The organism is Candidatus Methylomirabilota bacterium (assembly GCA_036001065.1).
Classification (GTDB): Bacteria; Methylomirabilota; Methylomirabilia; order Rokubacteriales; family CSP1-6; genus MNEF01.
Genome location: DASYUQ010000236.1, coordinates 1 through 26,409 on the forward strand (window position 1 = coordinate 1; position 26,409 = coordinate 26,409).

The 26,409-nt window shown below is 69.4% G+C and carries 29 protein-coding genes and 1 pseudogene; 22 read left to right on the top strand and 8 right to left on the bottom strand.

Annotation, left to right across the window (positions count from 1 at the left end; translation table 11 throughout):
• Both VGV13_22545 and VGV13_22550 read right to left on the bottom strand, forming a co-directional pair.
• On the bottom strand, window positions 1–224 hold a 224-nt coding region (locus tag VGV13_22545; GenBank protein HEV8643857.1), incomplete at its 3' end, for a hypothetical protein.
• 115 nt (window positions 225–339) lie between these two features.
• Window positions 340–660 carry a hypothetical protein gene (locus VGV13_22550; GenBank protein ID HEV8643858.1) on the bottom strand — a complete coding sequence of 107 codons (321 nt, stop codon included), beginning with the start codon at window positions 658–660 and terminating at the stop codon, window positions 340–342.
• A gap of 510 nt (window positions 661–1,170) precedes the next feature.
• Between VGV13_22550 and VGV13_22555 the strand changes: the two genes are divergently transcribed.
• Complete coding sequence (locus VGV13_22555; GenBank protein ID HEV8643859.1) at window positions 1,171–1,560, top strand: hypothetical protein; 390 nt, start codon at window positions 1,171–1,173, stop codon at window positions 1,558–1,560.
• A 93-nt stretch (window positions 1,561–1,653) separates the two neighbouring features.
• Here VGV13_22555 and VGV13_22560 read toward each other — a convergent pair whose 3' ends face one another.
• Together VGV13_22560 and VGV13_22565 are read right to left on the bottom strand one after the other, a co-directional pair.
• The gene (locus tag VGV13_22560; GenBank protein ID HEV8643860.1) at window positions 1,654–3,378 is read right to left on the bottom strand and encodes a DUF2207 domain-containing protein; all 1,725 of its coding nucleotides are present in this window, start codon (window positions 3,376–3,378) and stop codon (window positions 1,654–1,656) included.
• 20 nt (window positions 3,379–3,398) lie between these two features.
• Window positions 3,399–3,962 carry a LemA family protein gene (locus VGV13_22565; protein HEV8643861.1) on the bottom strand — a complete coding sequence of 188 codons (564 nt, stop codon included), beginning with the start codon at window positions 3,960–3,962 and terminating at the stop codon, window positions 3,399–3,401.
• A 75-nt stretch (window positions 3,963–4,037) separates the two neighbouring features.
• Here VGV13_22565 and lipA point away from each other — a divergent pair, with 75 nt between their 5' ends.
• The 16 genes and pseudogenes from lipA to lpdA all read left to right on the top strand — a co-directional run bounded on the left by lipA (window position 4,038) and on the right by lpdA (window position 18,798).
• Complete coding sequence (lipA, locus tag VGV13_22570) at window positions 4,038–4,946, top strand: lipoyl synthase (GenBank protein HEV8643862.1); 909 nt, start codon at window positions 4,038–4,040, stop codon at window positions 4,944–4,946.
• On the top strand, window positions 4,943–5,296 hold the full coding sequence (gene ndhC, locus VGV13_22575; protein ID HEV8643863.1) for an NADH-quinone oxidoreductase subunit A: 354 nt from the start codon (window positions 4,943–4,945) through the stop codon (window positions 5,294–5,296). Before lipA ends, ndhC begins: the two co-directional genes overlap by 4 nt.
• Window positions 5,287–5,745 (top strand): NADH-quinone oxidoreductase subunit B, encoded by a 459-nt coding sequence (locus VGV13_22580; protein ID HEV8643864.1) that lies wholly within the window; start codon window positions 5,287–5,289, stop codon window positions 5,743–5,745. Before ndhC ends, VGV13_22580 begins: the two co-directional genes overlap by 10 nt.
• A gap of 3 nt (window positions 5,746–5,748) precedes the next feature.
• Window positions 5,749–6,246, top strand: coding sequence for an NADH-quinone oxidoreductase subunit C (locus VGV13_22585; GenBank protein HEV8643865.1), 498 nt, complete (start codon window positions 5,749–5,751; stop codon window positions 6,244–6,246).
• A complete protein-coding gene (locus tag VGV13_22590) occupies window positions 6,246–7,622 on the top strand; it encodes an NADH-quinone oxidoreductase subunit D (GenBank protein ID HEV8643866.1) in 1,377 nt (458 codons plus the stop codon). The genes VGV13_22585 and VGV13_22590 overlap by 1 nt, the downstream gene beginning before the upstream one ends.
• Window positions 7,619–8,104: an NADH-quinone oxidoreductase subunit NuoE gene (nuoE, locus tag VGV13_22595; GenBank protein HEV8643867.1), complete on the top strand. Its 486-nt coding sequence runs from the start codon at window positions 7,619–7,621 to the stop codon at window positions 8,102–8,104. Before VGV13_22590 ends, nuoE begins: the two co-directional genes overlap by 4 nt.
• Complete coding sequence (gene nuoF, locus VGV13_22600) at window positions 8,101–9,327, top strand: NADH-quinone oxidoreductase subunit NuoF (GenBank protein HEV8643868.1); 1,227 nt, start codon at window positions 8,101–8,103, stop codon at window positions 9,325–9,327. The genes nuoE and nuoF overlap by 4 nt, the downstream gene beginning before the upstream one ends.
• A 91-nt stretch (window positions 9,328–9,418) precedes the next feature.
• Window positions 9,419–11,026: a molybdopterin-dependent oxidoreductase gene (locus VGV13_22605; protein ID HEV8643869.1), complete on the top strand. Its 1,608-nt coding sequence runs from the start codon at window positions 9,419–9,421 to the stop codon at window positions 11,024–11,026.
• Window positions 11,027–11,110: 84 nt separating this feature from the next.
• Entirely contained in the window at window positions 11,111–12,205 is a 1,095-nt protein-coding gene (locus tag VGV13_22610; protein ID HEV8643870.1) for a complex I subunit 1 family protein, read from the top strand.
• Complete coding sequence (locus VGV13_22615) at window positions 12,205–12,744, top strand: NADH-quinone oxidoreductase subunit I (GenBank protein ID HEV8643871.1); 540 nt, start codon at window positions 12,205–12,207, stop codon at window positions 12,742–12,744. Before VGV13_22610 ends, VGV13_22615 begins: the two co-directional genes overlap by 1 nt.
• Window positions 12,744–13,235: an NADH-quinone oxidoreductase subunit J gene (locus VGV13_22620; protein ID HEV8643872.1), complete on the top strand. Its 492-nt coding sequence runs from the start codon at window positions 12,744–12,746 to the stop codon at window positions 13,233–13,235. The genes VGV13_22615 and VGV13_22620 overlap by 1 nt, the downstream gene beginning before the upstream one ends.
• Entirely contained in the window at window positions 13,232–13,534 is a 303-nt protein-coding gene (gene nuoK, locus VGV13_22625) for an NADH-quinone oxidoreductase subunit NuoK (protein HEV8643873.1), read from the top strand. Before VGV13_22620 ends, nuoK begins: the two co-directional genes overlap by 4 nt.
• A 202-nt stretch (window positions 13,535–13,736) precedes the next feature.
• Window positions 13,737–14,741 carry a pyruvate dehydrogenase (acetyl-transferring) E1 component subunit alpha gene (gene pdhA / locus VGV13_22630; GenBank protein ID HEV8643874.1) on the top strand — a complete coding sequence of 335 codons (1,005 nt, stop codon included), beginning with the start codon at window positions 13,737–13,739 and terminating at the stop codon, window positions 14,739–14,741.
• 46 nt (window positions 14,742–14,787) lie between these two features.
• A pseudogene (locus VGV13_22635) lies at window positions 14,788–15,801 on the top strand (pyruvate dehydrogenase complex E1 component subunit beta).
• Between the two features lie 3 nt (window positions 15,802–15,804).
• A complete protein-coding gene (locus VGV13_22640) occupies window positions 15,805–17,196 on the top strand; it encodes a dihydrolipoamide acetyltransferase family protein (protein ID HEV8643875.1) in 1,392 nt (463 codons plus the stop codon).
• A 219-nt stretch (window positions 17,197–17,415) separates the two neighbouring features.
• The gene (gene lpdA / locus VGV13_22645; GenBank protein ID HEV8643876.1) at window positions 17,416–18,798 is read left to right on the top strand and encodes a dihydrolipoyl dehydrogenase; all 1,383 of its coding nucleotides are present in this window, start codon (window positions 17,416–17,418) and stop codon (window positions 18,796–18,798) included.
• Window positions 18,799–18,967: 169 nt separating this feature from the next.
• Here the strand turns inward: lpdA and VGV13_22650 are convergent, their stop codons facing one another.
• The 3 genes from VGV13_22650 to VGV13_22660 are packed head-to-tail and all read right to left on the bottom strand — an operon-like array spanning window position 18,968 to window position 20,214.
• A complete protein-coding gene (locus VGV13_22650; GenBank protein HEV8643877.1) occupies window positions 18,968–19,519 on the bottom strand; it encodes a DUF4337 domain-containing protein in 552 nt (183 codons plus the stop codon).
• Entirely contained in the window at window positions 19,512–19,829 is a 318-nt protein-coding gene (locus tag VGV13_22655; GenBank protein ID HEV8643878.1) for a YtxH domain-containing protein, read from the bottom strand. The genes VGV13_22650 and VGV13_22655 overlap by 8 nt, the downstream gene beginning before the upstream one ends.
• The gene (locus tag VGV13_22660) at window positions 19,822–20,214 is read right to left on the bottom strand and encodes a hypothetical protein (GenBank protein HEV8643879.1); all 393 of its coding nucleotides are present in this window, start codon (window positions 20,212–20,214) and stop codon (window positions 19,822–19,824) included. The genes VGV13_22655 and VGV13_22660 overlap by 8 nt, the downstream gene beginning before the upstream one ends.
• Window positions 20,215–20,351: 137 nt before the next feature.
• On the opposite strand from VGV13_22660, the gene VGV13_22665 reads away from it, so the two are divergent.
• Genes VGV13_22665 through VGV13_22685 form a run of 5 tightly spaced genes read left to right on the top strand, consistent with a single transcriptional unit; the run spans window position 20,352 to window position 26,080 of the window.
• A complete protein-coding gene (locus VGV13_22665) occupies window positions 20,352–21,902 on the top strand; it encodes an acyl-CoA carboxylase subunit beta (GenBank protein ID HEV8643880.1) in 1,551 nt (516 codons plus the stop codon).
• Complete coding sequence (locus VGV13_22670) at window positions 21,899–23,500, top strand: methylmalonyl-CoA mutase family protein (GenBank protein HEV8643881.1); 1,602 nt, start codon at window positions 21,899–21,901, stop codon at window positions 23,498–23,500. The genes VGV13_22665 and VGV13_22670 overlap by 4 nt, the downstream gene beginning before the upstream one ends.
• Window positions 23,500–24,309, top strand: a complete 810-nt coding sequence (locus VGV13_22675) for a hypothetical protein (GenBank protein HEV8643882.1) — start codon at window positions 23,500–23,502, stop codon at window positions 24,307–24,309. Before VGV13_22670 ends, VGV13_22675 begins: the two co-directional genes overlap by 1 nt.
• Window positions 24,310–24,333: 24 nt before the next feature.
• Entirely contained in the window at window positions 24,334–25,071 is a 738-nt protein-coding gene (locus VGV13_22680) for a hypothetical protein (GenBank protein ID HEV8643883.1), read from the top strand.
• Window positions 25,072–25,081: 10 nt separating this feature from the next.
• On the top strand, window positions 25,082–26,080 hold the full coding sequence (locus VGV13_22685; GenBank protein HEV8643884.1) for a polyprenyl synthetase family protein: 999 nt from the start codon (window positions 25,082–25,084) through the stop codon (window positions 26,078–26,080).
• Window positions 26,081–26,187: 107 nt separating this feature from the next.
• Here the strand turns inward: VGV13_22685 and VGV13_22690 are convergent, their stop codons facing one another.
• Window positions 26,188–26,409: a hypothetical protein gene (locus tag VGV13_22690; GenBank protein HEV8643885.1), complete on the bottom strand. Its 222-nt coding sequence runs from the start codon at window positions 26,407–26,409 to the stop codon at window positions 26,188–26,190.

The window sequence follows — 26,409 nt, forward strand, 5'->3', positions numbered from 1 at the left end:
TTCGCCGGGGAGACGACGCGGTCGGAGCCTTTCTCGAGCCGCTCCGTGACCTTCATCTCCGTGATCTCGCCCGTGACGATCCCGGCCCTCACCGTCACCGAGGCCGGCGTCACCGTGTAGGTCTTGTCCTCGACCCCTGCTACCGTCGCTGACGGCTGCTGGGCGCAGCCGAGGGCCATCACCGCCGCCGCCGCCAAGACTGTCAACCCTATCCATTTCGACATCGTCGTCTCCTTGCAAAAGACGCTGACCCTCAGCGTTCGTCGTCGTCACGTTTGACTGGCGCAGAGCCCCCTTCACTCCGGCTCGGCTCGGCGCTGGGTGGCCCCTACGCCCTCCTCACTTCCGGCGCCTCTGCCGCTCACGACCGCTCGGCCGCTGCCGAATTCCAGACCGTCGATCCCCCTGTTCCCCCTCGGCTCGCCCCCCGAGACGCGCCACCCTCCGGATCTGGCGGACCGCCTTCGCCTGACCCTCGACGTTGGCGAGGAGGGCCGGGTTGTCGTCCCACTTCAGCCCCTCCTCGATCAGGGCCCGGAGGACGATCTGAAGGCTCACCGGAAGCTTGAGTGTCGTCGTCGCCCTGCCCGCACAGACCCGGGCCCGATCCACGACGTCCTGGGAAAGGATGAGGAGGACTCTGGTCTTATTGGCGAACATCACAGCTCCCGTCTCGGGCCGGCCAGCCCGTCATCGGCCTGACGCCAAGGCTCGCCTGGCCAATAATTATATATTTGCCACTTGTTATATAAAATATTATTTGATATATGTCAATGACCAGCGCGCGAGCGATGAGCCGCCGCGATCTCACCTCTCAACGCGAGGGAGGGCCAGATGAGAAATCGTCCGAGGCCACCCATAACCGAGCCCGTTGACCAAATCGGGCGGGGCACGATCTCAGTTGATGGCTTAGGAGTGTAACGATGGCCAGATGCGAAGCTTGCCAAAGAGAACTCAAGGACGAAGCGCAGCGATTCTGCAGCGACGAGTGCCGCGGTGTCTTCATGAAGAGATCGAGGCAGGGTACGCCGAGGTCCCCCGGACGAACCGCCGCAAGAAGGCGGCGCAGGCGTGGAGGTTGAAAGTCAAATTGGGGCACGCTCATGCCCCAGAGCTTTCCAGGGTGTCGGAACCAGGATCACGTTTCCTCACCGGGAGCGGGAGAACAAGATGCGACAGATGACGGGCCTCAATGAGCTTCGCGAGCGGGGCATGATGACGTGGATCGAACAGGAGCACGGATGGGTCGCGGCGCCGGAGGAGATCGTGAAGGCATTCACGAAGGATGGCTTCGAAGAATGCAACCGCGAGACAGCGACGAACCGGCGTGATCGGCAGCCGCCCGGCGGCGTGTGGCAGGGTGTCGATACGCGCTCGGGATCGCTGGCTTCGGCGATCTGGGTGAATCGGCCGCCTTGGCATCAAGCCATAGTGGCGGGCGGCGTGTGGCAAGCAGCACGCGCGAAATCCGTAGCATCGCCCATCTGGGTGGACCGCCCCGCGTGGGATCAAGCCATCGTGTTCATCGTTGTGGATGGGGAGTCTTTCAGAAGCGCCTAGGGCCAAGGGCCGCTGCCGAGCGCCGGCTTGGCCGGCGCAATCGAATCCTGGGGGAGGCCTCGGAGGGGGCCGTAACGTCCGCCCCCTCCGATCTTAAAACGTCCCCCCGCCGCCCCCGCCGCCGCCGCCGCCCGACGATCCGCCCGAAAACCCGCTGGAGCCGCCGCCGGCCCCGTCGCCGCTGCCGCCGCCGGCGCGCCGGCTGGTGAGGAGCGCGTCCTCGTTCTGGCGGCCGAAGGCGTCGAGGTCGCGGGAGTAGCCGGGCAGCGTGAACGGCCCCCGCCCGTCGTACCACGTGGGCGCCTCCACCCGAAGACCCTGCCAGTTGAAGATCCACCGCTCGCTCACCCCGAGCGCGATGGCCCAGGGCAGCCAGCGGTGCAACGTGTCGCCGGGCAGACGCTCGAGGCGGTCCTTCTCGGCCCGCTCGAGGAACTCCTGGAAGCCGCGGAGTGGCGTGAGCAACCGCACCCCCCGCCACGTCCGACGCGGCATGATGCGCGCGAAGGCAAGGACGACGGCGCCGCTCAGGGCTACGCCGGCCGGCAGCGGCCAGCCGAGCGGAGCGAAACGGTCCAGCGCGATGAGCAGCGCTCCGGCGACGAAGAGCAGGACGATGCCGGCCACGCCCCAGCCCTGGCGGATCCAGTAGGGTGAGGCCGGGAACAGGCTGCGCTCCACCAGGGTCCGGTAGATCGCGTCGCGGATGGGACCGAAGACGTAGTCGTAGTTGCGGCGGAGCTCCGAGAGGTGACGGTCGCGGAGCGTCAGCTCCTCGCCGAACACCTTTTGTAGCACGAAGCGCTCGATCGGCGTGAGCGTGACATCGCCCGCCAGGGGCTTGACGCGGCGAAAGAGGAAGTCCCGGCCGTCACCCTCCACCCGCTCGATGTGGAGGTACCCGCGCACGGCGAGGTCGACGAGCGTGGCGACGGCGTCGCGGGGCTCGGCCTGCTCGTCGATGAGCGCGCCGGCCTCCGCCGGCGCCAGCCCCGGCGGTGGCCCATACTCGGGCTTGATGGACCGGTTCGATGCGGGATCGCGGCCGTATGCGCGCCACACCAGGCTCATCGCGCCGAGCGTCAGGAGCGGCAGCGCCAGCGGCCAGTGGTCCACGGCGAGCCACCACGCCTCGCGCCAGGCGGAGGGGCGGGCCACGACGCCGGGCGGCCAGCCCACCACAATGGTGAGGCCCTCGTGCGGCCGCAGCGGTCGGGTCGTGCGAAACACGACGCCCTCGGGGCGCCGTTCCTCGCTGTAGTCGGCGCCGGTCGCGCCGCGCGGGCCGGTGTAGGCCTGCACCTGCACGGGCGCGGCGGCCGCCCCCCCGGGGAGCGCGACCCGGCCCTCCACCTGGCGAATGGGCACCTCCCACTCGTCACCGGTGACGTTCCAGTAGAGCTCGTCGTGGTCGTCGAAGAAGAGCAGACCACGGCGCACGCGGTAGAGGATGCGCACGGTTCTCGTCGCGTTCTCGGCGCCCGGCACCCAGGCCTTGATGCGCACGTAGCGGCCGGGGTAGGTGACCTCCGTGCGCAGGGGCTGGTGCGCCTCGTCGAGGACGATCACGTCGTCGAGCCGGAGCGCGAACTCGGCGCCGTGGCGCATGTAGCGGACGGGAATGAGCCGGAACACGCCGTGGTGCCGGCCCCGGAAGTCGATGGTGAGCGTCTCCTGGACCGCGAGGCTTCCGTCGGGATGGACGTCGAGCGCCACCGCGAACCGTTCGATCGCGAACGAGCGGCCCTGGGCGGCTGCGGCGGACGTCGAGAGGAGGAGGCCGAGGACGGCGGCGACTGCGGGCCAGCGACGACGCACGCGGGCCTCGCGAACCCGGCTCAGCTCCCGAAGCTCACGCGGGGGACCTGCCGGTCCTCCGGACGGTCCAGCTCGAAGTAGGCCCGCCGGGCGAAGCGGAAGAAGGACGCGATCAGGTTCGACGGGAAGCTGTCGATGGCGGTGTTGAGGTCGCGGGCAACCGCGTTGTAGTAGCGGCGGGCGTTCTGCACCGCCTCCTCGATCTCCGTCAGCGAGTGCTGCAGCGCCTGGAAATTCACGTTGGCCTTGAGCTCCGGGTAGCTCTCGGCCAGGGCGAAGAGCTGGCGGAGCGCGCCGGTGAGCGCGTTCTCCGCCTGCGCGCGCGCCTCGGGGGTGGTGGCGGCCACGGCGGCGCCGCGGGCGCGCACCACCTGCTCGAGGGTCGACCGCTCGTGGGCGGCGTACCCCTTGACCGTTTCCACGAGGTTGGGCACGAGGTCCGTGCGGCGCTTGAGCTGCACGTCGATGTCGGACCACGCCTCCGCGGAGCGCTGGCGCAGGCCGACGAGCCGGTTGTAGGTCGCGATGCCGAGCCAGACCAGCGCCACGATGATCGCGAGAAAAATCCAGCCGGCCAGGGTCATGGCGTCGCCCTCCCGTCGGCTATCATAGCAGCGCGCGGCCGTGGCATAATGAACCGGTTTGGGTTGGACGGACCGATGCCCGTGATACAACTCCCCGTGATCGAATCGACCCCGCCGCTCGAGGGCCGCAAGCCGTCCTGGCTCAAGGTGCGCGCGCCGGGTGGTCCCCATTACATGCGTCTCAAGGGCCTCCTGCGCGATTGGAATCTTCACACCGTGTGCGAGGAGGCGCGCTGCCCCAACATCGGCGAGTGCTGGGAGGACGCCACCGCCACGTTCATGATCCTGGGCGACGTCTGCACGCGGCGCTGCGGCTACTGCGCCATCACGCACGGCAAGCCGGTCTGGGAGGATCGCGAGGAGCCCGAGCGGATCGGACGGGCCGTGGCGGCGCTCGGCCTCGATTACGTCGTGATCACCTCGGTGAACCGGGACGACCTCGCCGACGGTGGCGCCGCCCACTGGGCGGCCACCCTCACCGCGATCCGGCGCCAGGCGCCGGCCTGTCGCACGGAGGCGCTCATCCCGGACTTTCAAGGGCAGGCGGCGTCGCTCCGGGCGGTGATCGACGCGGGCCCACACGTGCTGAACCACAACACCGAGACGGTGCCGCGCCTCTACAAGCTGGCCCGCCACGGCGGGCGCTACCAGCGGACGCTGGGGCTGTTCACGCGCGCCCGGTCATGGGCGCCGGACTTGGTCACCAAGTCAGGTTTGATCCTCGGGCTCGGCGAGACGCGGCCCGAGCTGCTCGCCACCATGCGCGATCTGCGCGACGTGGACGTGCGCATCCTCACGCTGGGCCAGTACCTCCGGCCGTCCGCGAACCATTTGCCGGTGGCGAAGTACTACCACCCCGACGAGTTCGCCGAGCTGGCGGCGGCGGGGCGCCAGCTGGGCTTCGCCCACGTGGAGGCGGGGCCGCTCGTCCGCAGCTCCTACCACGCCAAGCGCCAGACCCAGGCCGTCCGGACAGCGCCATGACGGAATACAGCACCATCCTCATGGTCTTCGCCTTCGCGGCGGCGGTGGCGGGGGCGCTCCTGGGGTTGCCGCGGCTTCTGGCGCCGCGCCGGCTCACCCCCGTGAAGGCCGAGCCCTTCGAGTGCGGCAAGGACCCGCTGGGGATCGCCGAGGGCCGGTTCGCCATCAAGTTCTCGACCATCGCCATCCTCTTCATCATCATCGACATCGAGCTGCTCTTCGTCTGGCCGTGGGCCATGCTCTACCGTCGCCTGGGGTGGTTCGGCTTCGTCGAGATGATGGTCTTCATGGCGATCCTGATGGTGGGCTTCCTCTATATCTGGCGCAAAGGGGGACTGGAGTGGGAGTAGGCAGCTTCTTCACCTCGAAGCTCGACGAGGCCATCGGCTGGGCGCGCAAGTACTCGATCTTCCAGTACCCGTTCGTGACCGCGTGCTGCGGCATGGAGTACATGGCGACCGCCTGCTCGCATTACGATATCGACCGCTTCGGCGCCGGGCTGCCCCGCTTTTCTCCCCGGCAAGCCGACGTCCTGTTCGTCGTGGGGACGATCTCGCACAAGATGGCGCCGGTGCTCAAGCGCGTGTACGACCAGATGACGGAGCCGAAGTGGGTGGTGGCCTTCGGCGTCTGCACGTGCACGGGCGGCTTCTACGACAACTACGCCACCGTGCAGGGCATCGACACGATCATCCCGGTGGACGTCTATATTCCCGGCTGTCCGCCCCGTCCCGAGAGCGTCATCGACGGCCTGATGAAGCTCCAGGAGAAGATCGCCGCCGGGACCCAGAGGTTTTAGTTGATGGAAGGGGGGGCCATCCTCGCTGAGCTGCGGGCGCGGTTCGGCGATGCCGTCGTCGAGACCCACGCGCACCGCGGCGACCACACGGCGGTGGTGACCCGTGAGGCCCTCGGCGAGGTGCTCGGCCATTGCCGCGACGACGCGCGCCTGGCCTTCGACGTGCTGATGGACCTGACCGCGGTGGACGTCTCCAAGCTCCCCGGCCGCGAGGACGGGCCGCGCTTCGAGGTCGTCTACCACCTCTACTCGCTCCGCCACAACCACCGGCTGCGCCTCAAGGTCCGCGTGAGCGAGGACGACCCCGTGGTGCCGACGGCCGTCCCCCTCTGGCCGATCGCGGACTGGCTCGAGCGCGAGGTGTGGGACATGTTCGGGGTGCGCTTCCAGGGGCACCCCGCCCTCCGGCGCCTGCTCCTCTACGAGGAGTTCGTGGGTCATCCCCTGCGGAAGGACTACCCGGTCAACCGGCGCCAGCCGCTCATCGGGCCGAGGACCTGATGGCGCGCCCGACGACCACCCGCGAGTTCATGCTGGGCGAGGGGGCCGGCACCGGAAGCGGCAGCCAGAACATCCACGTCGGGGTGGGCCCCGCCCATCCGGCCATGCACGGGATCATCCGGATCCAGGCCGAGCTGGACGGCGAGGTCATCGTGAAGGCGGACGTCGAGATCGGCTATCTCCACCGCGCCTTCGAGAAGGATTGTGAAGTCGGCGGGTGGAACAACGCCATTCCCTACACGGACCGCCTGAACTACGTATCTCCGCTCATCAACAACTTCGGGTATGCCTCCGCGGTCGAAAAGCTTCTGGGTATCGAGATCACCGAGCGCTGCCAGTACATCCGCGTGATCACGTCCGAGATCTCGCGGATCTGCGATCACCTCACCTGCGTCGGCGCCTCCGCGATGGAGCTGGGCGCCTTCACCGTCTTCCTCTATATGATCAAGGCCCGCGAATTCCTCTGGGAGCTCGTGGAGGACGTGACCGGTGCCCGCCTGACCATCTCCTACGGCCGGGTGGGGGGGGTGAAGGCCGACCTGCCGCCCGACTTCGGGGACAAGATGCGGGCCGCCTTCAAACAGGTGCGCGAGGTCCTCGACGAGGTGCACCGCCTGCTGACCGGCAACCGGATTTTCATGGACCGCATGGTCGGGGTCGGCGCGCTGTCCAGGGAGGAGACGATCGCCTACGCCATCACCGGCCCGATGCTGCGCGCGGTGGGTGTACCCTACGACGTCCGCCGGGCCCAGCCCTACTACGTGTACGACCGGCTGGACTGGGAGGTGCCCACCCAGGCTGCCGGCGACAACTTCGCGCGGTACCTGGTCCGTATGGCCGAGATGGAGCAGTCGATGCGCATCGCCGAGCAGGCGCTGGACCAGATCCCGGGCGGTCCGATCAACGTGGACCACCAGGGACGCCCCCTCGACCCCGCGACGTATGTGGACCAGGGCAAGCAGGGCAAGACGGAATCGCTGCTGCTCATCCCGATCCGGCTGTCCCCCAATCTTCAGGGTTCGGAGCGACCGGCCCACCAGCGCATCAATGCCGCGGACAAGAGGGTGATCCTCCCCCCCAAGGAGACCACCTACGGCTCCATCGAGGGCTTGATGAACCATTTCATGCTGATCATGGAGGGCTACGGGATCCGCCCGCCCCCGGGCGAGGCGTATTTCGCGGTGGAGGGCGCCAACGGCGAGCTCGGCTTCTACGTCGTTTCCGACGGGACCGACCGCCCGTACCGCGTCCGCTGCCGCCCGCCGTGCCTGCCGCCCATGGCCGCGCTCCACCGGATGATCGAGGGCGAGATGGTGGCGGACCTGGTCCCCACCTTCGGCTCGGTGAACATGATCGGAGGGGAACTGGACCGGTGAGCCTCACCACGCCCGTCGCCTTCACCCCCGAGCAGCTGGCCGAGGTGCGCCGGCTGCAGGCGCTCTACCCGGACCGGCGCGCGGCGCTCCTGCCCGTGCTCCACATGGCCCAGGACGCCTTCGGCTACATCTCCCTCGAGGTGGAGGAGTACGTGGCCGGACTCTTCGACCTGACGCCGGCGCACGTGCACGAGGTCGTGACCTTCTACACCATGTTCTTCCAGCGGCCCAAGGGGCGGCACGTGGTGGCCGTCTGCCACAACCTCTCCTGCCACCTGGCCGGGGCGCCCCGGATTCTCGCCCACCTTAAAGAACGGCTCGGCCTCGAGGTCGGGCAGACCACCGACGACGGTCGGGTGACGCTGCTGTCCGTCGAATGCCTCTGCGCCTGCGAGCACGCGCCGATGATGCAGGTCGACGACCGCTACCAGTTCGATCTGACGCCGGCCCGGGTCGATCGGATCCTCGAGGAGCTTCGGTGACCGGCGAGAGGATCCTCACCCGCAACTTCCACCGCGCCGACGCCCACACGCTGGCGGCCTACCGCGAGACCGGCGGTTACACGGCCTGGGAGAAGGCGCAGACGATGGAGCCGACGGCGATCACGGAGGAGGTGAAGAAGTCTAACCTCCGCGGTCTGGGGGGCGCCGGCTTTCCGACGGGGATGAAGTGGTCCTTCATCCCCAAGAACCACGCCGGGCCCGTCTACTTGGTCATCAACGCCGACGAGGCCGAGCCGGGGACGTTCAAGGACCGCTACCTGCTCGAGCGCGAGCCCCACGCCGTGATCGAAGGGATGCTCATCGCCGCGCGGGCCATCCGGTCGTCGGTGGGCTTCGTCTACATCCGCGGCGAATACGTGGAGCCGTGGCGCCGCTTCTCGGCGGCCGTGCGGGAGGCCTCCGAGGCCGGCTATCTGGGCGGAGGCTTCGACGTCGTCGTTCACCGCGGTGCCGGCGCCTACATCTGCGGCGAGGAGACCGGCCTGATCTCGTCGCTGGAGGGCCGGAAGGGCTGGCCCAAGCTCAAGCCGCCCTTCCCGGCCATCAAGGGCGCGTTCGGCGCGCCGACCATCGTCAACAACGTCGAGACCATCTGCCACCTGCCTCACATCATCAACCGGGGCGCCGGGTGGTTCGCCAGCCTCGGCACCAAGACCCAGGGCGGCACGCGCATGTACTCCGTCTCCGGGCGCGTGAAGCGGCCGGGGGTCTACGAGGCGTCGGTGGCCCTCACCCTGCGCCAGCTGATCTACGACTTGGCCGGCGGCGTGACCGGCAACGGCCGGCTCAAAGCCGTGGTGCCCGGCGGCTCGTCGGCGGCGATCCTGAGAGCCGACGAGATCGACGTCACCCTGGACGTGGATGGCCTGAAGAACGCCGGCACCATGGCCGGCTCGGCGGGCGTGATCGTGATGGACGAGACGGTCTCGATTCCCGAGGCGCTCATGGTGGTCGCGCGCTTCTACGCCCACGAGAGCTGCGGCCAATGCACGCCGTGCCGCGAGTGCACGGGCTGGATCTACAAGATCACGGAGCGCATCGTCGAGGGGCGCGGCCGGAAGGAGGACCTCGACACCGTCCTCGACGTCGCCCGGCGGGGCGTCGGCACCACCATCTGCGCCTTCTACGACGGCGCCGTGGGGCCGTACATCTCCTACATCGAGAAGTTCCGTGACGAGTTCGAGGCCCTGGTTACCAAATAATGATGACGACGACCGTGTTCGAGCGCGGGCTTTGCCGGCGCAATCCTGGGGGGAGGTTCCGGAAGGGGGGCGAAGCCCCCCTCCGGGGATAATGCCGAAGCTGACGATCGACGGGAAAGAGATCGAGGTGGCGCCCGGCACCAACCTCATCGAGGCGGCGCGCGCGCTCGGCATCGAGGTGCCGCACTACTGCTATCATCCCGGCCTCTCGGTGGCCGGCCAGTGCCGACTGTGCATGGTGGACATCGAGAAGGCGCCCCGGCCCACGATCGCCTGCAACACGGTGGCCAGCGACGGGATGGTGGTGTCGACGCAGACGGAGCGGGTGCTGGAGACGCGGAAGTCGATCATGGAGTTCCACCTCATCAACCACCCGCTGGACTGTCCCGTCTGCGACCAGGCCGGCGAGTGCTGGCTGCAGATCTACTACATGAAGCACGGGCTCTACGACCCGCGGATGGTGGACGAGAAGGTCCACAAGCCCAAGGCGGTGCCGCTGGGGCCTCACGTGATCCTCGACGCCGAGCGCTGCATCCTCTGCTCGCGCTGCGTGCGCTTCTGCGACGAGGTCACGGCCACCGGCGAGCTGGGCATCTTCGACCGCGGCGATCGCTCGGAGATCGGGCTCTTCCCGGGCCGGGAGCTGGAAAACAAGTACTCGGGCAACGTCGTCGACATCTGCCCGGTGGGTGCCTTGACCGATCGCGACTTCCGCTTCCAGGTGCGGGTCTGGTACCTCGACGCCGCCAAGTCCATCTGCCCCGGCTGCGCCCGCGGCTGCAACATCGAGGTCCACGTCAACCGGCGGCGCCCGCACCACGCCCAGGGCCGGCGGGTGGCGCGCCTCAAGCCGCGCTTCAACGCGGCCGTGAACAAGTGGTGGATCTGCGACGACGGGCGCTACGGCTTCGGCTTCGTGGACGACCCGAGCCGCCTCCGCTCGCCGCTCCGGCGCGAGGGCGGCCAGCCGCTGCCGGTGGCGTGGGACGAGGCGATCGCCGGGGTCGCCGGAGCGCTCACGCGCCATCCGCCCGCGGAGATCGGTGTCATCGCCTCGCCGAAGATGGCCAACGAGGACCTCTTCGCGCTCCGGCGGGTGCTGGAGCGCCGCGGCGCCGCCCAGGTCGCCTTCGTGGTGCCGCCGCGGGTGCCGGGCGACGAGGACAAGCTCCTGATCCGGGCCGACAAGAACCCGAACACGCGCGGGGCCGAGCTGATCGGGCTCGGCGGCGACACCGCCGCGATCCTGGCCGCCGCCCGCGCGCGCCGGTTGAGCTGTCTGTGGATCTTCGACCACGATCTGCTCGACGCCGGGTGGCCGGAGGCGGAGACGCGCGCCGCCCTGGGGGCGGTGGAGACGCTCATCTGGAGCGGCCCCAACGCCAACGCCACCAGCGCGCTGGCCCGCTGGGTCCTGCCCGCGGCGGCCTGGGTGGAGCGGGAGGGCACCTTCACCAACTTCGAGGGACGCGTGCAGCGGTTCCGGACGGCCGTCGACCCGCTGGGCGAGGCGCTCCCCGACTGGGAGATCCTGGGCCGCGTCCTCACCGCGCTGGGGGAGCCGACCCCGGCCGCGCGCGCGGAGCACTGGTTCCGCGAGCTGGCGCGCTCGGTCCCGGCCTTCGCCGGCATGACCTACCAATCCATCGGCGACACCGGCCAGATGGTGGGCACGACTCGAGAGGCAGCGCGCGCATGAGGATCATCGCTGTTCGAGCGCGGGCTGTGCCCGCGCAATCGAAGGGGGGAGGGTTCGGAAGGGGGGCGTAGCCCCCTCCGAGTTATGGACCTGGGGATCGCGTTCGGCCGCGTCGCCTTCGTCATGCTGTTCGTGCTGAACGTGGGCGGCCTGCTCACCTGGGTCGAGCGCAAGCAGTCGGCGATCATGCAGGACCGCATCGGGGCCAATCGCGCTTCCATCTTCGGGTTCCGGCTCATGGGGCTGTTCCACCCCCTGGCCGACGCCATCAAGATGCTGACCAAGGAGGACTTCCGGCCGGCGCGGGCCGACCGCTTCCTCTTCACGCTGGCGCCCTTCGTCTCGGTCTTCTTCGCGCTGGCGGCCTTCGCGTCGATCCCGTTCGGCGACACCCTGCACCTGGCCGGGCGCGAGATCCCACTGCAGGCGGTCACCATGAACGTCGGTATCCTGTACGTCTTCGCCATGCTCTCGCTGGGTGTGTACGGGGTGATGATGGCGGGCTGGTCGTCGGCCAACAACTTCGCCCTGCTCGGGGGTCAGCGGGCGGCGGCGCTCATGATCTCGGCGGAGATCGCCATCGGCGCCTCCATCATGGGGGTGATCATGGTCTACGGCTCGCTCAACATGCAGGACATCGTGCGCGGGCAGGGGGAACCGCTGCTGCCGTGGGTCTTCGGCGCCTGGGTCCCCGCCTGGGGGATCCTGACCCAGCCGCTGGCCTTCCTCCTGTTCCTCACCGCGGGCATCGCCGCCACCAAGCGCATCCCCTTCGACATGCCCGAGGGAGAATCGGAGATCATCGGCTACTTCATCGAGTACAGCGGCATGAAGTTCGGCATGTTCGCCATGGCCGATTTCTTGGAGTCGGTGGTCATCGCGGGAATGACCACCGCGCTCTTCCTCGGCGGCTGGCAGGTTCCGTATCTCTCCGCCGGCGGCTTCCAGTTTCCGTGGGGCTGGACGCTCGGGCTCCCGCACCTGCTGGTGGTGCTCCTGCAGGTCGGCGCCTTCGTGGTCAAGGTCAGCGCGATGATCTTCGTCCTCATGCTCATCCGGTGGACGCTGCCGCGCTTCCGCTACGATCAGGCGATGCGGCTGGGCTGGCTGGGGCTCTTCCCGCTGTCGATCGCCAACATCGTCGTGACCGGGCTCATCCTGTTAGTCGGGCGGGCCTGATGCGGCTCCGGCAGCGGTTCTACGTGGTCGAGGTGGTGGCGGGGCTGGCGCTGACTGGCCGCCACTTCTTCCGCAACATGGGGCGCCACATCGCCCACGCCCTCGGCCGGTCGGACGCCAAGGGCGCCGTCACCGTCCAGTACCCGGAGGAACACCGCCCGTACTCGCCGCGCCTGCGGAGCCTGCACCGCCTGGTGCGCCGCGAGGACGGCTCGCCCCGCTGCGTGGCCTGCATGATGTGCGAGACCGTGTGCCCGGCCCGTTGCATCTACATCGTCGCCGACGAGCACCCCAACCCCGAGATCGAGAAGGTCCCGGACCGCTTCGACATCGATCTGGGCAAGTGCGTGTTTTGCGGCTTCTGCGTGGAGGCCTGTCCGGAGGACGCCATCCGGATGGACACCGGCATCCTCGAATTCTCCTCCTACAGCCGGACGGGCATGATCTACACGAAGGAGACGCTGCTCAGCCTCGAGCCGGCGGGCCCCGACGGCCGCCCGACGTCGCCGGTCCCGATTCCGGCGGACCGGAGACCGTAATGGCGCTCGCCGCGTTCCTGCTCATCGCCGCCGTGGCCGTGGCCTCGGCGCTCGGGCTCATCCTCAAGCGGAACGCCATCCACGGAGCCCTCTTCCTGGTGGTGAACCTCGGCAGCATCGCCGCGCTCTACCTGATGCTGGGCGCGGAGTTCCTGGCGGCGGCGCAGGTCATCGTCTACGCCGGGGCCATCATGGTGCTCTTCGTCTTCGCCATCATGGTGCTCATCCCCGGCAAGGAGGAGACGGGGCCCGACCCCCGGAGGTCGTACCGGCTGCTGGCGGCGCCGCTGGGCGCGCTGCTCCTGTTCGAGCTGGCCGTGGTGCTGGCGACCCGCTGGGCGGCTCCGGCCACGGCGCCGGCGCCCGCGGGAAGCGTCGAGGCGATCGGGCGGCTCCTCTTTACCGACTTCCTGTTCCCGTTCGAGCTGACCTCGGTGCTGCTGCTGGCGGCGATGGTCGGCGTGCTGCTGCTGGCCAGACGGCGGGCATGATTCCCGAGGCCTACTACCTGGCGCTGTCGGCGATGCTGTTCACGATCGGCGCGGTGGGGGTCGTCATCCGGCGCAACCCGCTGGTGATCTTCATGTCGATCGAGCTGGCGCTGAACGCCGCCAATCTGGCGCTGGTGGCGTTCGGCCATCGGCACGGCAGCTCCGAGGGCCAGGTGCTGGTGTTCTTCGTCATGGCGGTGGCGGCCGCCGAGGTCGCCGTCGGGCTGGCCATCATCGTGGCCATCTTCCGCCTGCGCCAGCGCCTCAGCGTCGACGATCTCAGCCTCATGCGGTGGTAGTGCGAGCCGCAGGACGTCGCGGGGCGGGGGCCCCGCCGTCCGAGGCGAGCCTATGGAGAGTAGTGCGAGCCGCAGGGCGTCGCGGGGCGGGGGCCCCGCCGTCCGAGGCGAGCGTATGGAGAGTAGTGCGAGCCGCAGGGCGTCGCGGGGCGGGCCCGGCCGTCCGAGGCGAGCTTATGATATGGCGGATGTAGGAGGACTCATGGCTCAGAAGATGCAGGCTCTGAACATCGACGCCGACCTGGCCCGGCGCCTCCTGGGCGAGATGATGCTCATCCGCCGCTTCGAGGAGAAGGCCGCGGAGGCCTACGCGCTCGGCAAGATCGGCGGCTTCCTGCACCTCTACATCGGCGAGGAGGCGGTGGGGGTGGGGGCGACTTCGGTGCTGCGGCCCGACGACTATGCGATCTCGGCGTACCGCGAGCACGGCCACTGCCTGGCCAAGGGCTCCGACCCGCGCCGCATGATGGCCGAACTGTTCGGCCGGCGCGACGGGCTCTGCAAGGGCAAGGGCGGCTCGATGCACCTGTTCGACAAGACGGTGAACTTCCTGGGGGGCCACGCCATCGTCGGCGCTCATCTGCCGCTGGCCGCCGGCGTCGGGTTCGCCATCAAGCACCGGGGCGGTGATCAGGTCATCGTCTGCTACTTCGGCGACGGGGCCGTCCCGCAGGGAGAGTTCCACGAGGCGATGAACCTCTCCGCGCTCTGGAAGCTGCCGGTGATCTGGATCTGCGAGAACAACCGCTACGCCATGGGGACCTCGCTGGAGCGGGCCCTGGCCCAGACGGAGATCTGGCGGTTCGGGGAGGTCTACGGCATCCCCGGCGAGGCCGTGGACGGGATGGACGTGCTGGCCGTCCGCGACAGCGTCGCCCGCGCCGTCGAGCGCGCCCGCAAACAGCGGGTACCGGCGTTGATCGAGGCGCGGACGTACCGCTTCCGCGGTCATTCCATGCGCGATCCCGCCGGCGCCGTCTACCGCACCAAGGAGGAGGTCGAGCGGGAGAAGCAGCGCGACCCCATCGTGCTCTTCCGGGACCGCGTGCTGGAGGCCGGGCTGCTGGCGGAGGCGGACGTGCGGGCGCTCGAAAAGGACGTCAACGACCGGATCGACGACGCGGTGACGTTCGCCGACGCCTCGCCGGAGCCGCCCGTCGAGTGGCTCCTGACCGACGTCTACAAGGAAGACGCCGAAGGCGTCTGAGACAGGGTCGACGCCGAAGGCGTCCGATACCAGGTCGACCCCGAAGGCCTGTGAGAGGAGATCGATCGAGATGGCGGTCATGACCTACCGCGAGGCGTTGAACGTGGCACTGCGGGAGGAGATGCGGCGTGACCCCCGCGTCCTCGTGATCGGCGAGGAGGTCGGGCTCTACGAGGGCGCTTACAAGGTGACGCAGGGGCTCCTCAAGGAGTTCGGGCCCGAGCGCGTGGTCGACACGCCCATCGCCGAGTCGGGCTTCACCGGCGTGGGCATCGGGGCGGCCATGGTCGGCCTCCGTCCCGTCGTGGAGATGATGACGTTCAACTTCGCCATGCTGGCGCTCGACCAGATCGTGAACTCGGCCGCGAAGATGTACTACATGTCCGGCGGGCAGTACAACATCCCCATCGTCATCCGCGGGCCCGGCGGTCCGGCCCACCAGCTCGCCGCCCAGCACTCGCAGTCGATGGAGGTCTACTTCTATCATGTCCCCGGGCTCAAGGTCGTGCGGCCCTCGACGCCGATGGACGCCAAGGGGCTCCTGAAGTCGGCGATCCGCGATGAGAACCCCGTCATCTTCATCGAGTCGGAGACGCTCTACGCGGTGAAGGGTGAGGTGCCGGACGATCCCGAGTTCGTCATCCCGCTGGGTCAGGCCGTCGTGCGCCGCGAGGGGACGGACGTCACCGTGATCGCCTACATGGGGATGATGTACCGGGCGATGGAGGCGGCCGAGGAGCTGGCCAGGGAAGGGATCTCGGTCGAGATCGTGGACCCGCGGACGCTGCGGCCCTTGGACACCGAGACCATCATCGGCTCGGTGCGCAAGACCCATCGTGTCGTGGTGGTGGAGGCGGGCGCCGGCTTCGCCGGCATGGGCTCGGAGATCTCCGCGTTCGTCACCGAGTCGGCCTTCGACGACCTCGACGCCCCCGTCGAGCGCGTGACCGGCGAGAATGCCCCGATGCCGTACGCGCGGAACCTGGAGCGGGCCAAGACGCCATCGAAGGAGAAGATCATCGACGCCATCCGGCGTGTCTGCCACGCCCAGGGGAGTTGAGCCATGGCCGTGACGAAGGTCGTCATACCGAAGTTATCAGAGGCTATGGAGACGGGGAAGATCATCAAATGGTTAAAGAAGGAAGGGGACAGGGTCCAGGGTGGCGATATCTTAGCCGAGATCGAGACGGACAAGGCCGATGTCGAGATGGAGGCGTTCGGCGCCGGCGTGCTCCGGAAGATCCTGGTGCAGGCCGGTGACCGCGCGCCCGTCGGCGCGCTGATCGCCGTCATCGCCGAGGCCGACGAGGACATCGGGGGCGTGCTCAGCCAGGCGCCGAGCCCCGCCGCCGCGCCGGCGGTCGCCTCCGCACAGCCGGCGCCGGCGGCGACCATGTCGGACCGCCCGGCGGGGGTGCCGCCGCAGCCGCGCAGCGAAGATCCAGCCGCGCGCACGCCGGCACCGTCCGTGGGACACGCGGCACCAGGGGCAGGCGCCGTTGCTCAGAAAACCCCACTTCGCCCCGAGGCCGCCCCCGTCATGGCCGGCCCCCCACCTGCGGGGCCGTCCGTCTCGCATGGTCGGGTGAAGGCCTCTCCGCTGGCCAAAAAGATCGCCGCCCAGGCCGGCGTGGATCTGAAGTTGATTCAGGGCTCGGGGCCCGGCGGCCGCATCATCCGCCGCGACGTCGAAACGGCGGCCAGCCGGGCGCCGGCGGCGCCGACGGTGGCGCGTCCGGCCGTCGCCGCGCCGGCCGTCGGCATGCCGGTAGCCGAGTACGAGGACCGTCCGCTCTCCCCGATGCGGGCCACGATTGCCAAGCGGATGGCGCTGGCCAAGGCCCCGGTCCCGCACTTCTACGTCACCTCGGAGGTGGCGATGGACCGGGCCTGGCCGCTGCGGGAGGAGTTGAACGCGCTCGAGGGCCAGCCGAAGATCTCGGTCAACGACCTGATCGTCCGGGCCTGCGCCATCGCGCTGCTCCAGCACCCCGGCGTGAACGCCTCCTTCCAGGGCGAGACGTTCCGCATCCACCACCGGGCGCACATCGGCATCGCGGTCGCGCTGGACGATGGCCTCATCACCCCGGTGCTCCGCGACTGCCAGGCGAAGTCGCTCGGCCAGATCGCCGTCGAGTCGCGCGATCTCATCGAGCGCGCGCGGGCGCGCAAGCTGCGGACCCAGGAGCTTTCGGGCGCGACGTTCTCCATCTCCAACCTCGGCATGTTCGACGTCGCGGACTTCTCGGCCATCATCAACCCGCCGGAAGGAGCCATCCTCGCGGTGGGCTCGGTGCGGCGGGTGCCCGTGGTCGAGGGCGAGGCCGTCACCATCGGCCGGCGGATGTCGATGACGATCTCCTGCGACCACCGCGTCATGGACGGCGCCATGGGCGCGCGCTTCCTGCAGGACGTGAAGCGGCTGCTGGAAGAGCCGCTGCGGTTGCTCGTATGAGCGCCGCGCGGGGCCGAGGCCGCGGGGGGTCCGCCGACCACGAGCTTAGGCGCGGAGTCACCGTTCGCGTTTTCCATACAGCGCGGTGCGCGTCGTCCCTCTCGGCGCGAACGGGTCGGCGGACCCCCCGCGGCCTCGGCCCCGTGCCTCTCTCCTTCGTCATCCGTCGCCGCTCTGACGGCATCCGTGCTTCCGTCGCGCAGCAGCCGCACGAGCGTCATGGCAGCGCATAAGGTCGACGTCGCCGTCATCGGCACCGGACCCGGCGGGTACGTCGCGGCCATCCGCTGCGCACAGCTCGGGCTCAGCGTCGCCGCGGTCGAGGACGACCGCCCCGGCGGCGTCTGCCTCAACTGGGGCTGCATCCCGACCAAGGCGCTCTTGCGTAACGCCGAGGTCGTCCACCTCTTCGAGCGCGCCGCGGAGTTCGGTATCCGCGTGCAGGGCTTTCAGGCCGACTACGCGGAGGCCGTGAAGCGGAGCCGCCAGGTCGCCGACCGGATGGCCAAGGGCGTGGAGTTCCTCTTCCGGAAGAACAAGATCACGCTGCTGCCCGGCACCGGCACGCTCCGGAGCCCGACGACCGTCGAGCTCAAGGGCGTGCGGGGGACCGAGACCATCGAGGCGCGGGCGCTGATCCTAGCCACGGGCTCGGAGCCGAAGTCGCTGCCCGGCGTCGGCATCGACGAGAAGGCCGTCCTCTCGTCCAACGGCGCCGTGAGGCAGGAGCGCGCGCCGAAGTCGCTCGTCGTCATCGGCGCCGGCGCGGTCGGCGTCGAGTTCGCCGACGTCTACGCCTCCTACGGCACCCAGGTGACGATCCTCGAGGCGCTGCCGCGCCTCGTCCCGGTGGAGGACGAGGAGGTCTCGAGCCAGCTCGCGCGCTCGTTCGGTCGCCGCGGCATGACCCTCAAGACCGGCGTGAAGGTGACCTCCGTCAAGCCCGGTGGCGCCGGCGTCGTCGTCGAGACGGACGGCGGCCGGTTCGAGGCCGAGCAGATCTTGATGGCGGTAGGGCGAGCCGCGAAGGTGAAGGGGCTGGGGCTGGAAACGCTCGGTGTCGCGCTCGATCGCGGCTTCGTGAAGGTGTCGCCGCGGATGGAGACGTCGGTCCAGGGCGTCTACGCCATCGGCGACATGGCCGGCCCGCCGCTCCTCGCCCATAAGGCGATGGCCGAGGGCGTCGTCGCCGCCGAGGCCATCGCGGGCCGGGAGCCGCGGCCGATCGACTATACCAACGTGCCGTCCTGCACCTACTGTCGCCCCCAGATCGCCTCGATCGGGCTGACGGAAGCGCGGGCAAAAGGGAACGGCCGTGAGATCACCGTGGGCAAGTTCCCGTTCACCGCCAGCGGCAAGGCCGCGGCCCTCGGCGACACGGAAGGGTTCGTCAAGGTCGTCGCCGACAAGGCGACCGGCGAGATCCTGGGCGTCCACATCCTGGGGCCCGAAGCGACCGAGGTGATCCACGAGTTTGCCGTCGGACGCACCCTGGAGGCGACACTCGAGGAGATCATCCACACCATTCACGCGCATCCGACGCTGTCCGAGGCGGCGCTGGAGGCGACGCTCGGCGCCCTCGGCCAGGCCATCCACATCTAGTTCGCGTTCGAGCGCCGGCTTTGCCGGCGCAACGAGACGAAGTGGGGAGGAATCGGAGGGGGCGTCTCGCCCCCTCCGATGGACTAGTGCCGTTCCAACTTGTTGATACTAAATCTGTCCACGAACGACGTACACGGTGCCTTCCTAGGCGCGAATAGTTGGAACGGCACTAGTGGGCCTCGTGCAGGAGGGGGACCTTGACCAGGAGCGTGAACCCGTTGATCGTCAGCAACGCGCCGAGAATGGCCAGTGCCAGCGAGAACCAGAACATGGGGCGCGAGGCCGACAGGATGGAGACCGAGGCCGTTACGATGCCGATCTGGAGAAGGACCTCGGCGTAATCGAAGTAGGGGTCCTTCGCGCGGTGGTGATCGCGCTCCTTCTCGAGCTTCCGGGCGTCCTTCTCGAGGTCCTTCTTCTCGGCGTTGTAGCGCTTCTCCTCGTCGGCGAAGGTCCGGGCCAGTGCCTCGAACCGCGCCCGCTCCGGCCCCTTGAGGCTGGACGGCTCGGTGAGCTGGGCCTCGAGCATCAGCTTCTGGGCCCGGTAATGGTGCTCGCGGATGACCTTCGCCTGGTAGAAAGCCCACTGGTCAGAGGACTGCTGCTGGGCGATGGCCAGGGCCACCGCGTAGATGGCAGTGGTCAGGGCGACGCGTCGGCTGAACGCCTTGTCGCGCTTGTCCTCGAGCTCCTCCAGACCGGGCAGCTCGACCTCAGCCACGCGCCGACGTCGACCACTTCTTGATCTCTTCCCGCATCGCTTCCTTGCCCGCCTCGAACGCCGTGATGAGGCGCTGCGTCTGGTCCTCGAACATCTCGCGGCTCTTGTCGAGCCACTCGCCGGCCTGGGTCTGGGCCTGGGTCGCCCACTCCTGCGCACGCTTGGCGACGTCACCGCTCCGCTCGGTGAGGAGCTCGCGCGCCTGGCTCCCGGTGCGCGGCGTCGTCAGGTAGGCGAGCGCGGCGCCCAGCGCGGCGCCGAAGAAGAACCAGCCCAGATAACCTCCCGGGTCGCCCTTTTCGTTACTCATGGTTTTCTCCTTGCTGCTTGCGCAGCCGGTGAAGGAACACGTCGAGGCCGGTCTTGATGCTGGCGGCCACGCCCACGAGCTGACCCGCCCGCGTGAGCCCGGCGATGGCGCTCATGACGCGACTGAGCCCGTCCGAGAGCCCCTGGGCCTGTTCGGCCAGCGCCCCCAGGCGCCCCACCTCGCCGCGGACCTCCCCGCTCATCAGCCTGAGGTCGTCGACGAGCGCCTGGAGCTGGCTCACCAGCGGTCGCAGCTCCTGCTCGGCGATGGCCAGCACGCGGTCGGCCCGCTCGGCGGCCCGCCGCAAGGCCACCAGCAAGGGGACGAGCGCCACCGTGACGGCGACCACGCACGCTATGATGACGGCCTGCGCCCAGAGTTGCATGGACCCGAATTATCGTCAGATCGCCCCGCGAAAGTCAATAAATTCATTGACTTGGTGAGCAGGCGGTCCCTATAATCGCGCCGATTGGTCGCGGGGTGTCTGAGCTTCCCCCAACCAAAGCCTAACGCGGGAGCCTGATGTCTCTCCAGGAACGCTTCGACGAGCTGCACCGGCGCCACGCTCAGGCCGAGCTGGCGGGCGGGGAGGAGCGCGTCCGGCGGCAGCACAAGGCGGGCAAGAAGACGGCGCGCGAGCGCCTCGACCTGCTCCTGGATCCGGGGTCGTTCATGGAGATCGACAAGTTCGTCGTGCACCAGTGCCATGACTTCGGCATGGCGGAGCAGAAGATCCCCGGCGACGGCGTCGTCACCGGCTCCGGCCGGGTCCACGCCCGGCCGGTGTTCGTCTTCGCCCAAGACTTCACCGTGTTCGGCGGCTCGCTGTCGGAAGCGTACGCGCGCAAGATCTGCAAGGTCATGGACCTGGCGATGAAGACAGGGGCGCCGATCATCGGGCTCAACGACTCGGGCGGCGCCCGCATCCAGGAGGGCGTGGTCTCCCTGGCGGGGTACGCCGACATCTTCCTCCGCAATACCCTGGCCTCGGGCGTGGTGCCGCAGATCTCGGCGATCCTGGGCCCCTGCGCGGGTGGGGCCGTGTACTCGCCGGCCATCACCGACTTCACGTTCATGGTCCAGAACACGTCATACATGTTCGTGACGGGGCCCGACGTCATCAAGGCGGTCACCCACGAGACCGTCTCGGCCGAGGAGCTGGGCGGCGCGACGACCCACGGCACGATCTCCGGCGTGGCCCATTTTGCGGCGGACAGCGAGGAGGAATGCCTGGCCCTCATCCGCGAGCTGCTGACCTTCCTGCCTCCGAACAACATGGAGGACCCGCCGCTCCGACCCACGCTCGATCCCGTCGATCGGCGCGACGAAGCGCTGCAGTCGATCGTGCCCGACCAGCCCCACCGGGCGTATGACATGTCGACGATCATCCGGACGGTCGTCGATGATCACTATTTCCTCGAAGTCCACGCGGCTTTCGCTCCGAACATCATCGTCGGCTTCGGGCGGCTGGGCGGCCGGCCCGTCGGTATCGTCGCCAACCAGCCGGCCCACCTGGCCGGCTGCCTCGACATCAACGCCTCGGTGAAGGCCGCGCGCTTCGTGCGCTTCTGCGACTGCTTCAACATCCCGCTGGTGACGTTCGAGGACGTGCCGGGCTTCCTGCCGGGCACGGCGCAGGAGCACGGCGGCATCATCAAGCACGGGGCCAAGCTCCTCTACGCCTTCTGCGAGGCGACCGTGCCCAAGCTCACCGTCATCACCCGCAAGGCGTACGGCGGCGCCTACTGCGTCATGTCCTCCAAGCACGTCCGCGGCGATGCGAACTTCGCGTACCCGACCGCCGAGATCGCCGTCATGGGCCCCGACGGGGCGGTGAGCATTCTCTACCGCCGGGAGCTGGAGGCAGCGCCGGACTCAGCCGCGTTCAGGGAGGCCACGACGCGCGAGTACCATGAGAAGTTCGCCAACCCCTGGGTGGCCGCGGAGCGCGGCTACGTCGACGAGGTCATCGAGCCCCGGGACACGCGCGCGCGGCTCATCGCCGCGCTGGAGCTGACCCACACCAAGCGGGACGCCAACCCGCCCAAGAAACACGGGAACATCCCCCTATGACGGACCGGGGCCGGGAGCGCAAGGGGCTCTTCACGACGTCCTGGGCCGCGCCGCTGAAGCCCGCCTACGGGCCCGCCGATGTTCCGGAGGAGGGCCGCGGCGGGGCACTGGGCGCGCCCGGGGAGTTTCCCTTCACGCGCGGCATCCACCCGACGATGTACCGCGGCCGGCTGTGGACGATGCGGCAGTACGCCGGCTTCGGCTCGGCGGCCGAGACGAACAAGCGCTACCGCTTCCTCCTCGAGCAGGGCCAGACGGGCCTCAGCGTGGCCTTCGACCTGCCCACCCAGATGGGGCACGATCCCGACTCGCCCCTGGCCTACGGGGAAGTGGGCAAGGTGGGCGTGTCGATCGCCGGCGTCGACGACATGGCCGATCTCTTCGAGGGCATCCCGCTCGGCCGTGTGTCGACGTCGATGACCATCAACGCCACCGCGTCCATCCTCCTCGCCCTCTACATCGTGGTGGGCCGGCGGCAGGGCGTGCCGCCGGAGCGTCTGGCCGGCACCACCCAGAACGACATCCTCAAGGAGTACATCGCCCGGGGCACGTACATCTTCCCGCCCGGCCCCTCGATGCGGCTGGTGACCGACATGTTCGCCTACTGCCGGGACCGCGTGCCCCGCTGGAACACCATCTCGATCTCGGGCTATCACATGCGCGAGGCGGGCTGCACCGCGGTCCAGGAGGTCGCGTTCACGCTCGCCAACGCCGTGGCCTACGTCCAGGCGGCGCTCAGCGCCGGGTTGGCCGTGGACGAGTTCGCGCCCCAGCTCTCGTTCTTCTTCAACGCCCACAACAACCTCGTCGAGGAGGTTGCGAAGTTCCGGGCGGCGCGTCGTCTCTGGGCCCGTCTCATGCGCGACCGCTTCGGGGCCCGCGACCCGCGCTCGCTGATGCTGCGCTTCCACGCCCAGACGGCCGGCAGCATGCTCACGGCCCAGCAGCCGGAGAACAACATCGTGCGGGTGGCGGTGCAGGCGCTGGCCGCCGTGCTGGGCGGCTGCCAGTCGCTGCACACCAACTCGATGGACGAGGCGCTGGCGCTGCCGACCGAGCGCGCCGTCCGCATCGCGCTGCGGACCCAGCAGATCCTGGCCTACGAGTCCGGCGTCGCCGACACCGCCGATCCCCTGGGGGGGGCGTTCGTCGTGGAGCGGCTGACCCGCGACATCGAGGCGGCGGCGGAGGCGTACATCCAGAAGATCGACGACCTGGGTGGCTCGGTGGCGGCGGTGGCTTTCATGCAGCGCGAGATCCAGGACGCGGCGTATCGCTACCAGCGCGAGGTGGAGGACAAGGCCCGCATCGTCGTCGGCGTCAACGAGTTCGTCACCGAAGACCCGCCGCCGGCGAACCTGTTCCAGCTCGACGCCGGCATCGGCGAGGCCCTCGCCCAGCGGGTCGCCCGCTTCCGGGCGGGCCGCCCCCGCGACGCGGCTCTGCGGGCGCTCGACGCCCTCGAGCCCGGCGCGCGGGCGGGGGCCAACCTCATGCCGCTCATCGTCGACGCCGTCGAGGCGTCGGTCACGCTGGGCGAGATCTGCGAGCGGCTGCGTGGCGTCTTCGGGACCCACCAGCCCTCGGTCACGTTCTGATGGGGCGCCCGCGGGCGCGGCTGGCGCTCGCCTTGCTCGCCGGCGGCCTGGCCCTGGCCGCTCCGGCGGCGGCGGGGCTGGCCGATCGGGTCGGCGCGACCTTCGTGCTCATGGCCGCCGACTTCGTCAAGGCCGCCCAGCCGCTGGAAGGCGTCGTGGTCTCCGTCGACGGCGACCTGATCTACACGGATCTGGGTGAGGCCGCGGGCGCGCAGGCGGGCCAGGAGCTGACGGTCTTCCGCAAGGGCGAGCCCTTCCTTCACCCGTTCACGGGCAAGGTGCTCGGCCATTACGAGGATGTGCTCGGCTGGGCGCAGACCCGGCGCGTCGACAAGGAGTTCTCGGAAGGCGTGTTCATCCCGCTCCCCGACCAGCCCCGGCCGCGGGTCGCCGACGGCGTGCGCATCAGCCGCGCGCGGATCCGGATCGCCATCACGCCCGTCCTCGACCTCACGAACGGCAACGCCGACGTCCGCCGCGTCCCCTATCTCATCGCCAGCGTTCTCGAGCGCTCGAAGCGCTTCCAGGTGGTCGACCCCCTCGCGGTGAGCGACATGTTCGCCAGCGGCAGGGTGAGCGTCGAGCAGGTGCTGGCGCGCCCGGAGCGGGCGGTCCGTGTCGCCCGGAACCTCGAGGTCTCCGGCTGGCTGGTGCCCGTGCTCCTCGAGCGCAGCGGCGTGATCTATCTGGACACCACCTGGATCTCGGCGGTGACCGGGATGGCGCTCTTGTCCCGCCGCCAGCCGCTCCTCAGCGGCGGGGTCGCCGAGGAGCAACGGTTCCCCTGGGAGCCACGGCCGGAGGATTGAGGGTTGTGCTATCGTAAGGCCCCCATGGTGACCGGGCGGCTCACCCTGCTGGTTGTGCTCGCCCTCGCGGCCACCGGCTGCTCCACGATGCGTGCGATCGCGGGCATGCCGGGGCCGGGCGAGCCCTCCGTCACCCTCAAGTCCGCCGAGACCCGCTGGCTGCTCATCAAGAATCCGCGCTTCGGCGACGTGCCCAGCGAGCCGGAATATGTCTGGGTCGAGGAGGACAAGGTCCCGACCACCTTCAAGACGGTGTTCCTCGGCCAGCGAGCGATCATCGCGCTGCCGGAGATCGTCGCCAAATACGGTCTGCCACCGGGGGGCGGCAAGATCAGCCCCCGCCAGGGCGTGCCGTACCAGCCCCCCGCCGAGGCTGCGCGCGCCGAAGCTCCGCGCGCCGAGACCGGGCGCGCCGAGGCGAGCGCGCCGGCGGCGGCGCCGGGCGCGCGCACGGGGGAGACCCGCGCGACGACTTCGGCCCTGCCCGAGTCCAAGCGCGGCTACGTCGTCTACGTCGACACGACCCGCATCGTCATCGACCTCACCGCGGCCGACGGCGTGCGCGCCGGCAGCGTCATCAGCCTCCGGCGGGACCGCATTCCCGTCGTCCACCCGGTGACCGGCGAGGTGCTCGGCGAGCTCGACGAGGAGGTGGGGACGGCGCGCGTCACCGAGACGCGGGAGAGGTTCTCCGTGGCCGAGATCCAAACGGTGGCGTCGGGCTCCCAGATCCAGGTCCGGGACCGAGTCGTCCTCAAGTAACCCCTCGCGCGTGCCGACCCCTACCCTCGAGCAGGTCCTCAAGGAGCGCGTCGCTGCGCTGGTGGGGGAGGACCTCCGGACCGTCGAGGCGGAGATCCGCCGCCAGCTCGATTCCCCCGTCGCGCTGATCCAGGAGATGGGCGGCTACATCGCGGGGGCCGGCGGCAAGCGCCTGCGGCCGATGCTCCTGCTGCTGGCGGCGCGCCTGGCCGGCTACCGCGGTCCCCGGTCGGTGCGGCTGGCCTGCGTCGTGGAGCTGCTCCACACGGCGACGTTGATCCACGACGACGTCGTGGACCAGGCGCCGCTCCGGCGGGGGCGGCCATCGGCCAACGCCCAGTGGGGCGACGACGCCTCCATCCTCGTCGGTGATCACCTCTACTCGAAATCCTTCGCCATGCTCGTGCGCGACAACGATCGCGCCGTCATGGAGACGCTGGCCCGCGCCACGGTATCGATGACCGAGGCGGAGGTGTTCCAGCTGGAGCGCAAGCGGAGCGGGGTGACGACGGAGGCGGACTACCTCCGGATCATCACCCAGAAGACGGCCTCCTTCATCTCGGCGTGCTGCCGCATCGGCGCGCTGCTGGGCGGGATCCCCGCGGCCCAGGTGGAGGCGCTGACGCGCTACGGCCTCGACGTCGGCGTGGCGTTCCAGATCTCGGACGACTCGCTGGACTTCATCGCCGACCAGGACCGGCTGGGCAAGGCGATCGGCAGCGACCTCCGGGAGGGCAAGCTGACGCTGCCCCTGATCGCGATGCTGGACCGCGCCCCTCAGTGGGACGCCGAGCGCGTGCGCGGCCTCCTCAAGCGCCGGGCGCTGGCCCCCGCCGAGATCGAGGAGATCCGGCGCCTGGTGCTCAAGCACGACGGCGTCGAGTACGCCCGGGAGCGCGCGTCCGCTTACGCGCAGGCGGCCAAGGCCGACCTGGAGACGTTCCCGCCGTCGGACGAGCGGGAGATCCTCGCGCTCATCGCGGACTTCGTCGTTGATCGCGACCGCTGACCCATCGGAGAGGGCCTCGGCGGCCCCCTCCGAGACCTCCCCCAGGATAGGATTGCGGCGGCGAAGCCGCCGCTCGAACGGAGGGCTGACGACGCCCGCAATCATCGCTACTTGAGGCTGTACGACATCAGCTCCTGTTCTTGGCCGCGCGGGTTAGTCGTTGTGGTCTTCACGAAGAGCTTCACGTCAGGAGCGAACCAGGTGGTGGTCTGCCACCTGAAGTCGCTGTGACGCACCTGCGCTCTTCCGCCTTTCAGCACCCAGTCACGCACGATCCGGTAGGCCTTGAACGTGCCGGCCGGCGTCTTGACGTCTTCGACCCCTTCCAC

Excerpts from the sequence above, each read along its gene's own strand:
- VGV13_22550 (HEV8643858.1), bottom strand. The coding sequence starts at position 660 with ATGTTCGCCAATAAGACCAGAGTCCTCCTCATCCTTTCCCAGGACGTC.
- VGV13_22555 (HEV8643859.1), top strand. The coding sequence starts at position 1,171 with ATGCGACAGATGACGGGCCTCAATGAGCTTCGCGAGCGGGGCATGATG.
- VGV13_22565 (HEV8643861.1), bottom strand. The coding sequence starts at position 3,962 with ATGACCCTGGCCGGCTGGATTTTTCTCGCGATCATCGTGGCGCTGGTC.
- lipA (HEV8643862.1), top strand. The coding sequence starts at position 4,038 with ATGCCCGTGATACAACTCCCCGTGATCGAATCGACCCCGCCGCTCGAG.
- ndhC (HEV8643863.1), top strand. The coding sequence starts at position 4,943 with ATGACGGAATACAGCACCATCCTCATGGTCTTCGCCTTCGCGGCGGCG.
- VGV13_22585 (HEV8643865.1), top strand. The coding sequence starts at position 5,749 with ATGGAAGGGGGGGCCATCCTCGCTGAGCTGCGGGCGCGGTTCGGCGAT.
- VGV13_22590 (HEV8643866.1), top strand. The coding sequence starts at position 6,246 with ATGGCGCGCCCGACGACCACCCGCGAGTTCATGCTGGGCGAGGGGGCC.
- VGV13_22605 (HEV8643869.1), top strand. The coding sequence starts at position 9,419 with ATGCCGAAGCTGACGATCGACGGGAAAGAGATCGAGGTGGCGCCCGGC.
- VGV13_22610 (HEV8643870.1), top strand. The coding sequence starts at position 11,111 with ATGGACCTGGGGATCGCGTTCGGCCGCGTCGCCTTCGTCATGCTGTTC.
- VGV13_22615 (HEV8643871.1), top strand. The coding sequence starts at position 12,205 with ATGCGGCTCCGGCAGCGGTTCTACGTGGTCGAGGTGGTGGCGGGGCTG.
- VGV13_22620 (HEV8643872.1), top strand. The coding sequence starts at position 12,744 with ATGGCGCTCGCCGCGTTCCTGCTCATCGCCGCCGTGGCCGTGGCCTCG.
- nuoK (HEV8643873.1), top strand. The coding sequence starts at position 13,232 with ATGATTCCCGAGGCCTACTACCTGGCGCTGTCGGCGATGCTGTTCACG.
- pdhA (HEV8643874.1), top strand. The coding sequence starts at position 13,737 with ATGGCTCAGAAGATGCAGGCTCTGAACATCGACGCCGACCTGGCCCGG.
- VGV13_22640 (HEV8643875.1), top strand. The coding sequence starts at position 15,805 with ATGGCCGTGACGAAGGTCGTCATACCGAAGTTATCAGAGGCTATGGAG.
- lpdA (HEV8643876.1), top strand. The coding sequence starts at position 17,416 with ATGGCAGCGCATAAGGTCGACGTCGCCGTCATCGGCACCGGACCCGGC.
- VGV13_22655 (HEV8643878.1), bottom strand. The coding sequence starts at position 19,829 with ATGAGTAACGAAAAGGGCGACCCGGGAGGTTATCTGGGCTGGTTCTTC.
- VGV13_22660 (HEV8643879.1), bottom strand. The coding sequence starts at position 20,214 with ATGCAACTCTGGGCGCAGGCCGTCATCATAGCGTGCGTGGTCGCCGTC.
- VGV13_22665 (HEV8643880.1), top strand. The coding sequence starts at position 20,352 with ATGTCTCTCCAGGAACGCTTCGACGAGCTGCACCGGCGCCACGCTCAG.
- VGV13_22670 (HEV8643881.1), top strand. The coding sequence starts at position 21,899 with ATGACGGACCGGGGCCGGGAGCGCAAGGGGCTCTTCACGACGTCCTGG.
- VGV13_22675 (HEV8643882.1), top strand. The coding sequence starts at position 23,500 with ATGGGGCGCCCGCGGGCGCGGCTGGCGCTCGCCTTGCTCGCCGGCGGC.
- VGV13_22680 (HEV8643883.1), top strand. The coding sequence starts at position 24,334 with ATGGTGACCGGGCGGCTCACCCTGCTGGTTGTGCTCGCCCTCGCGGCC.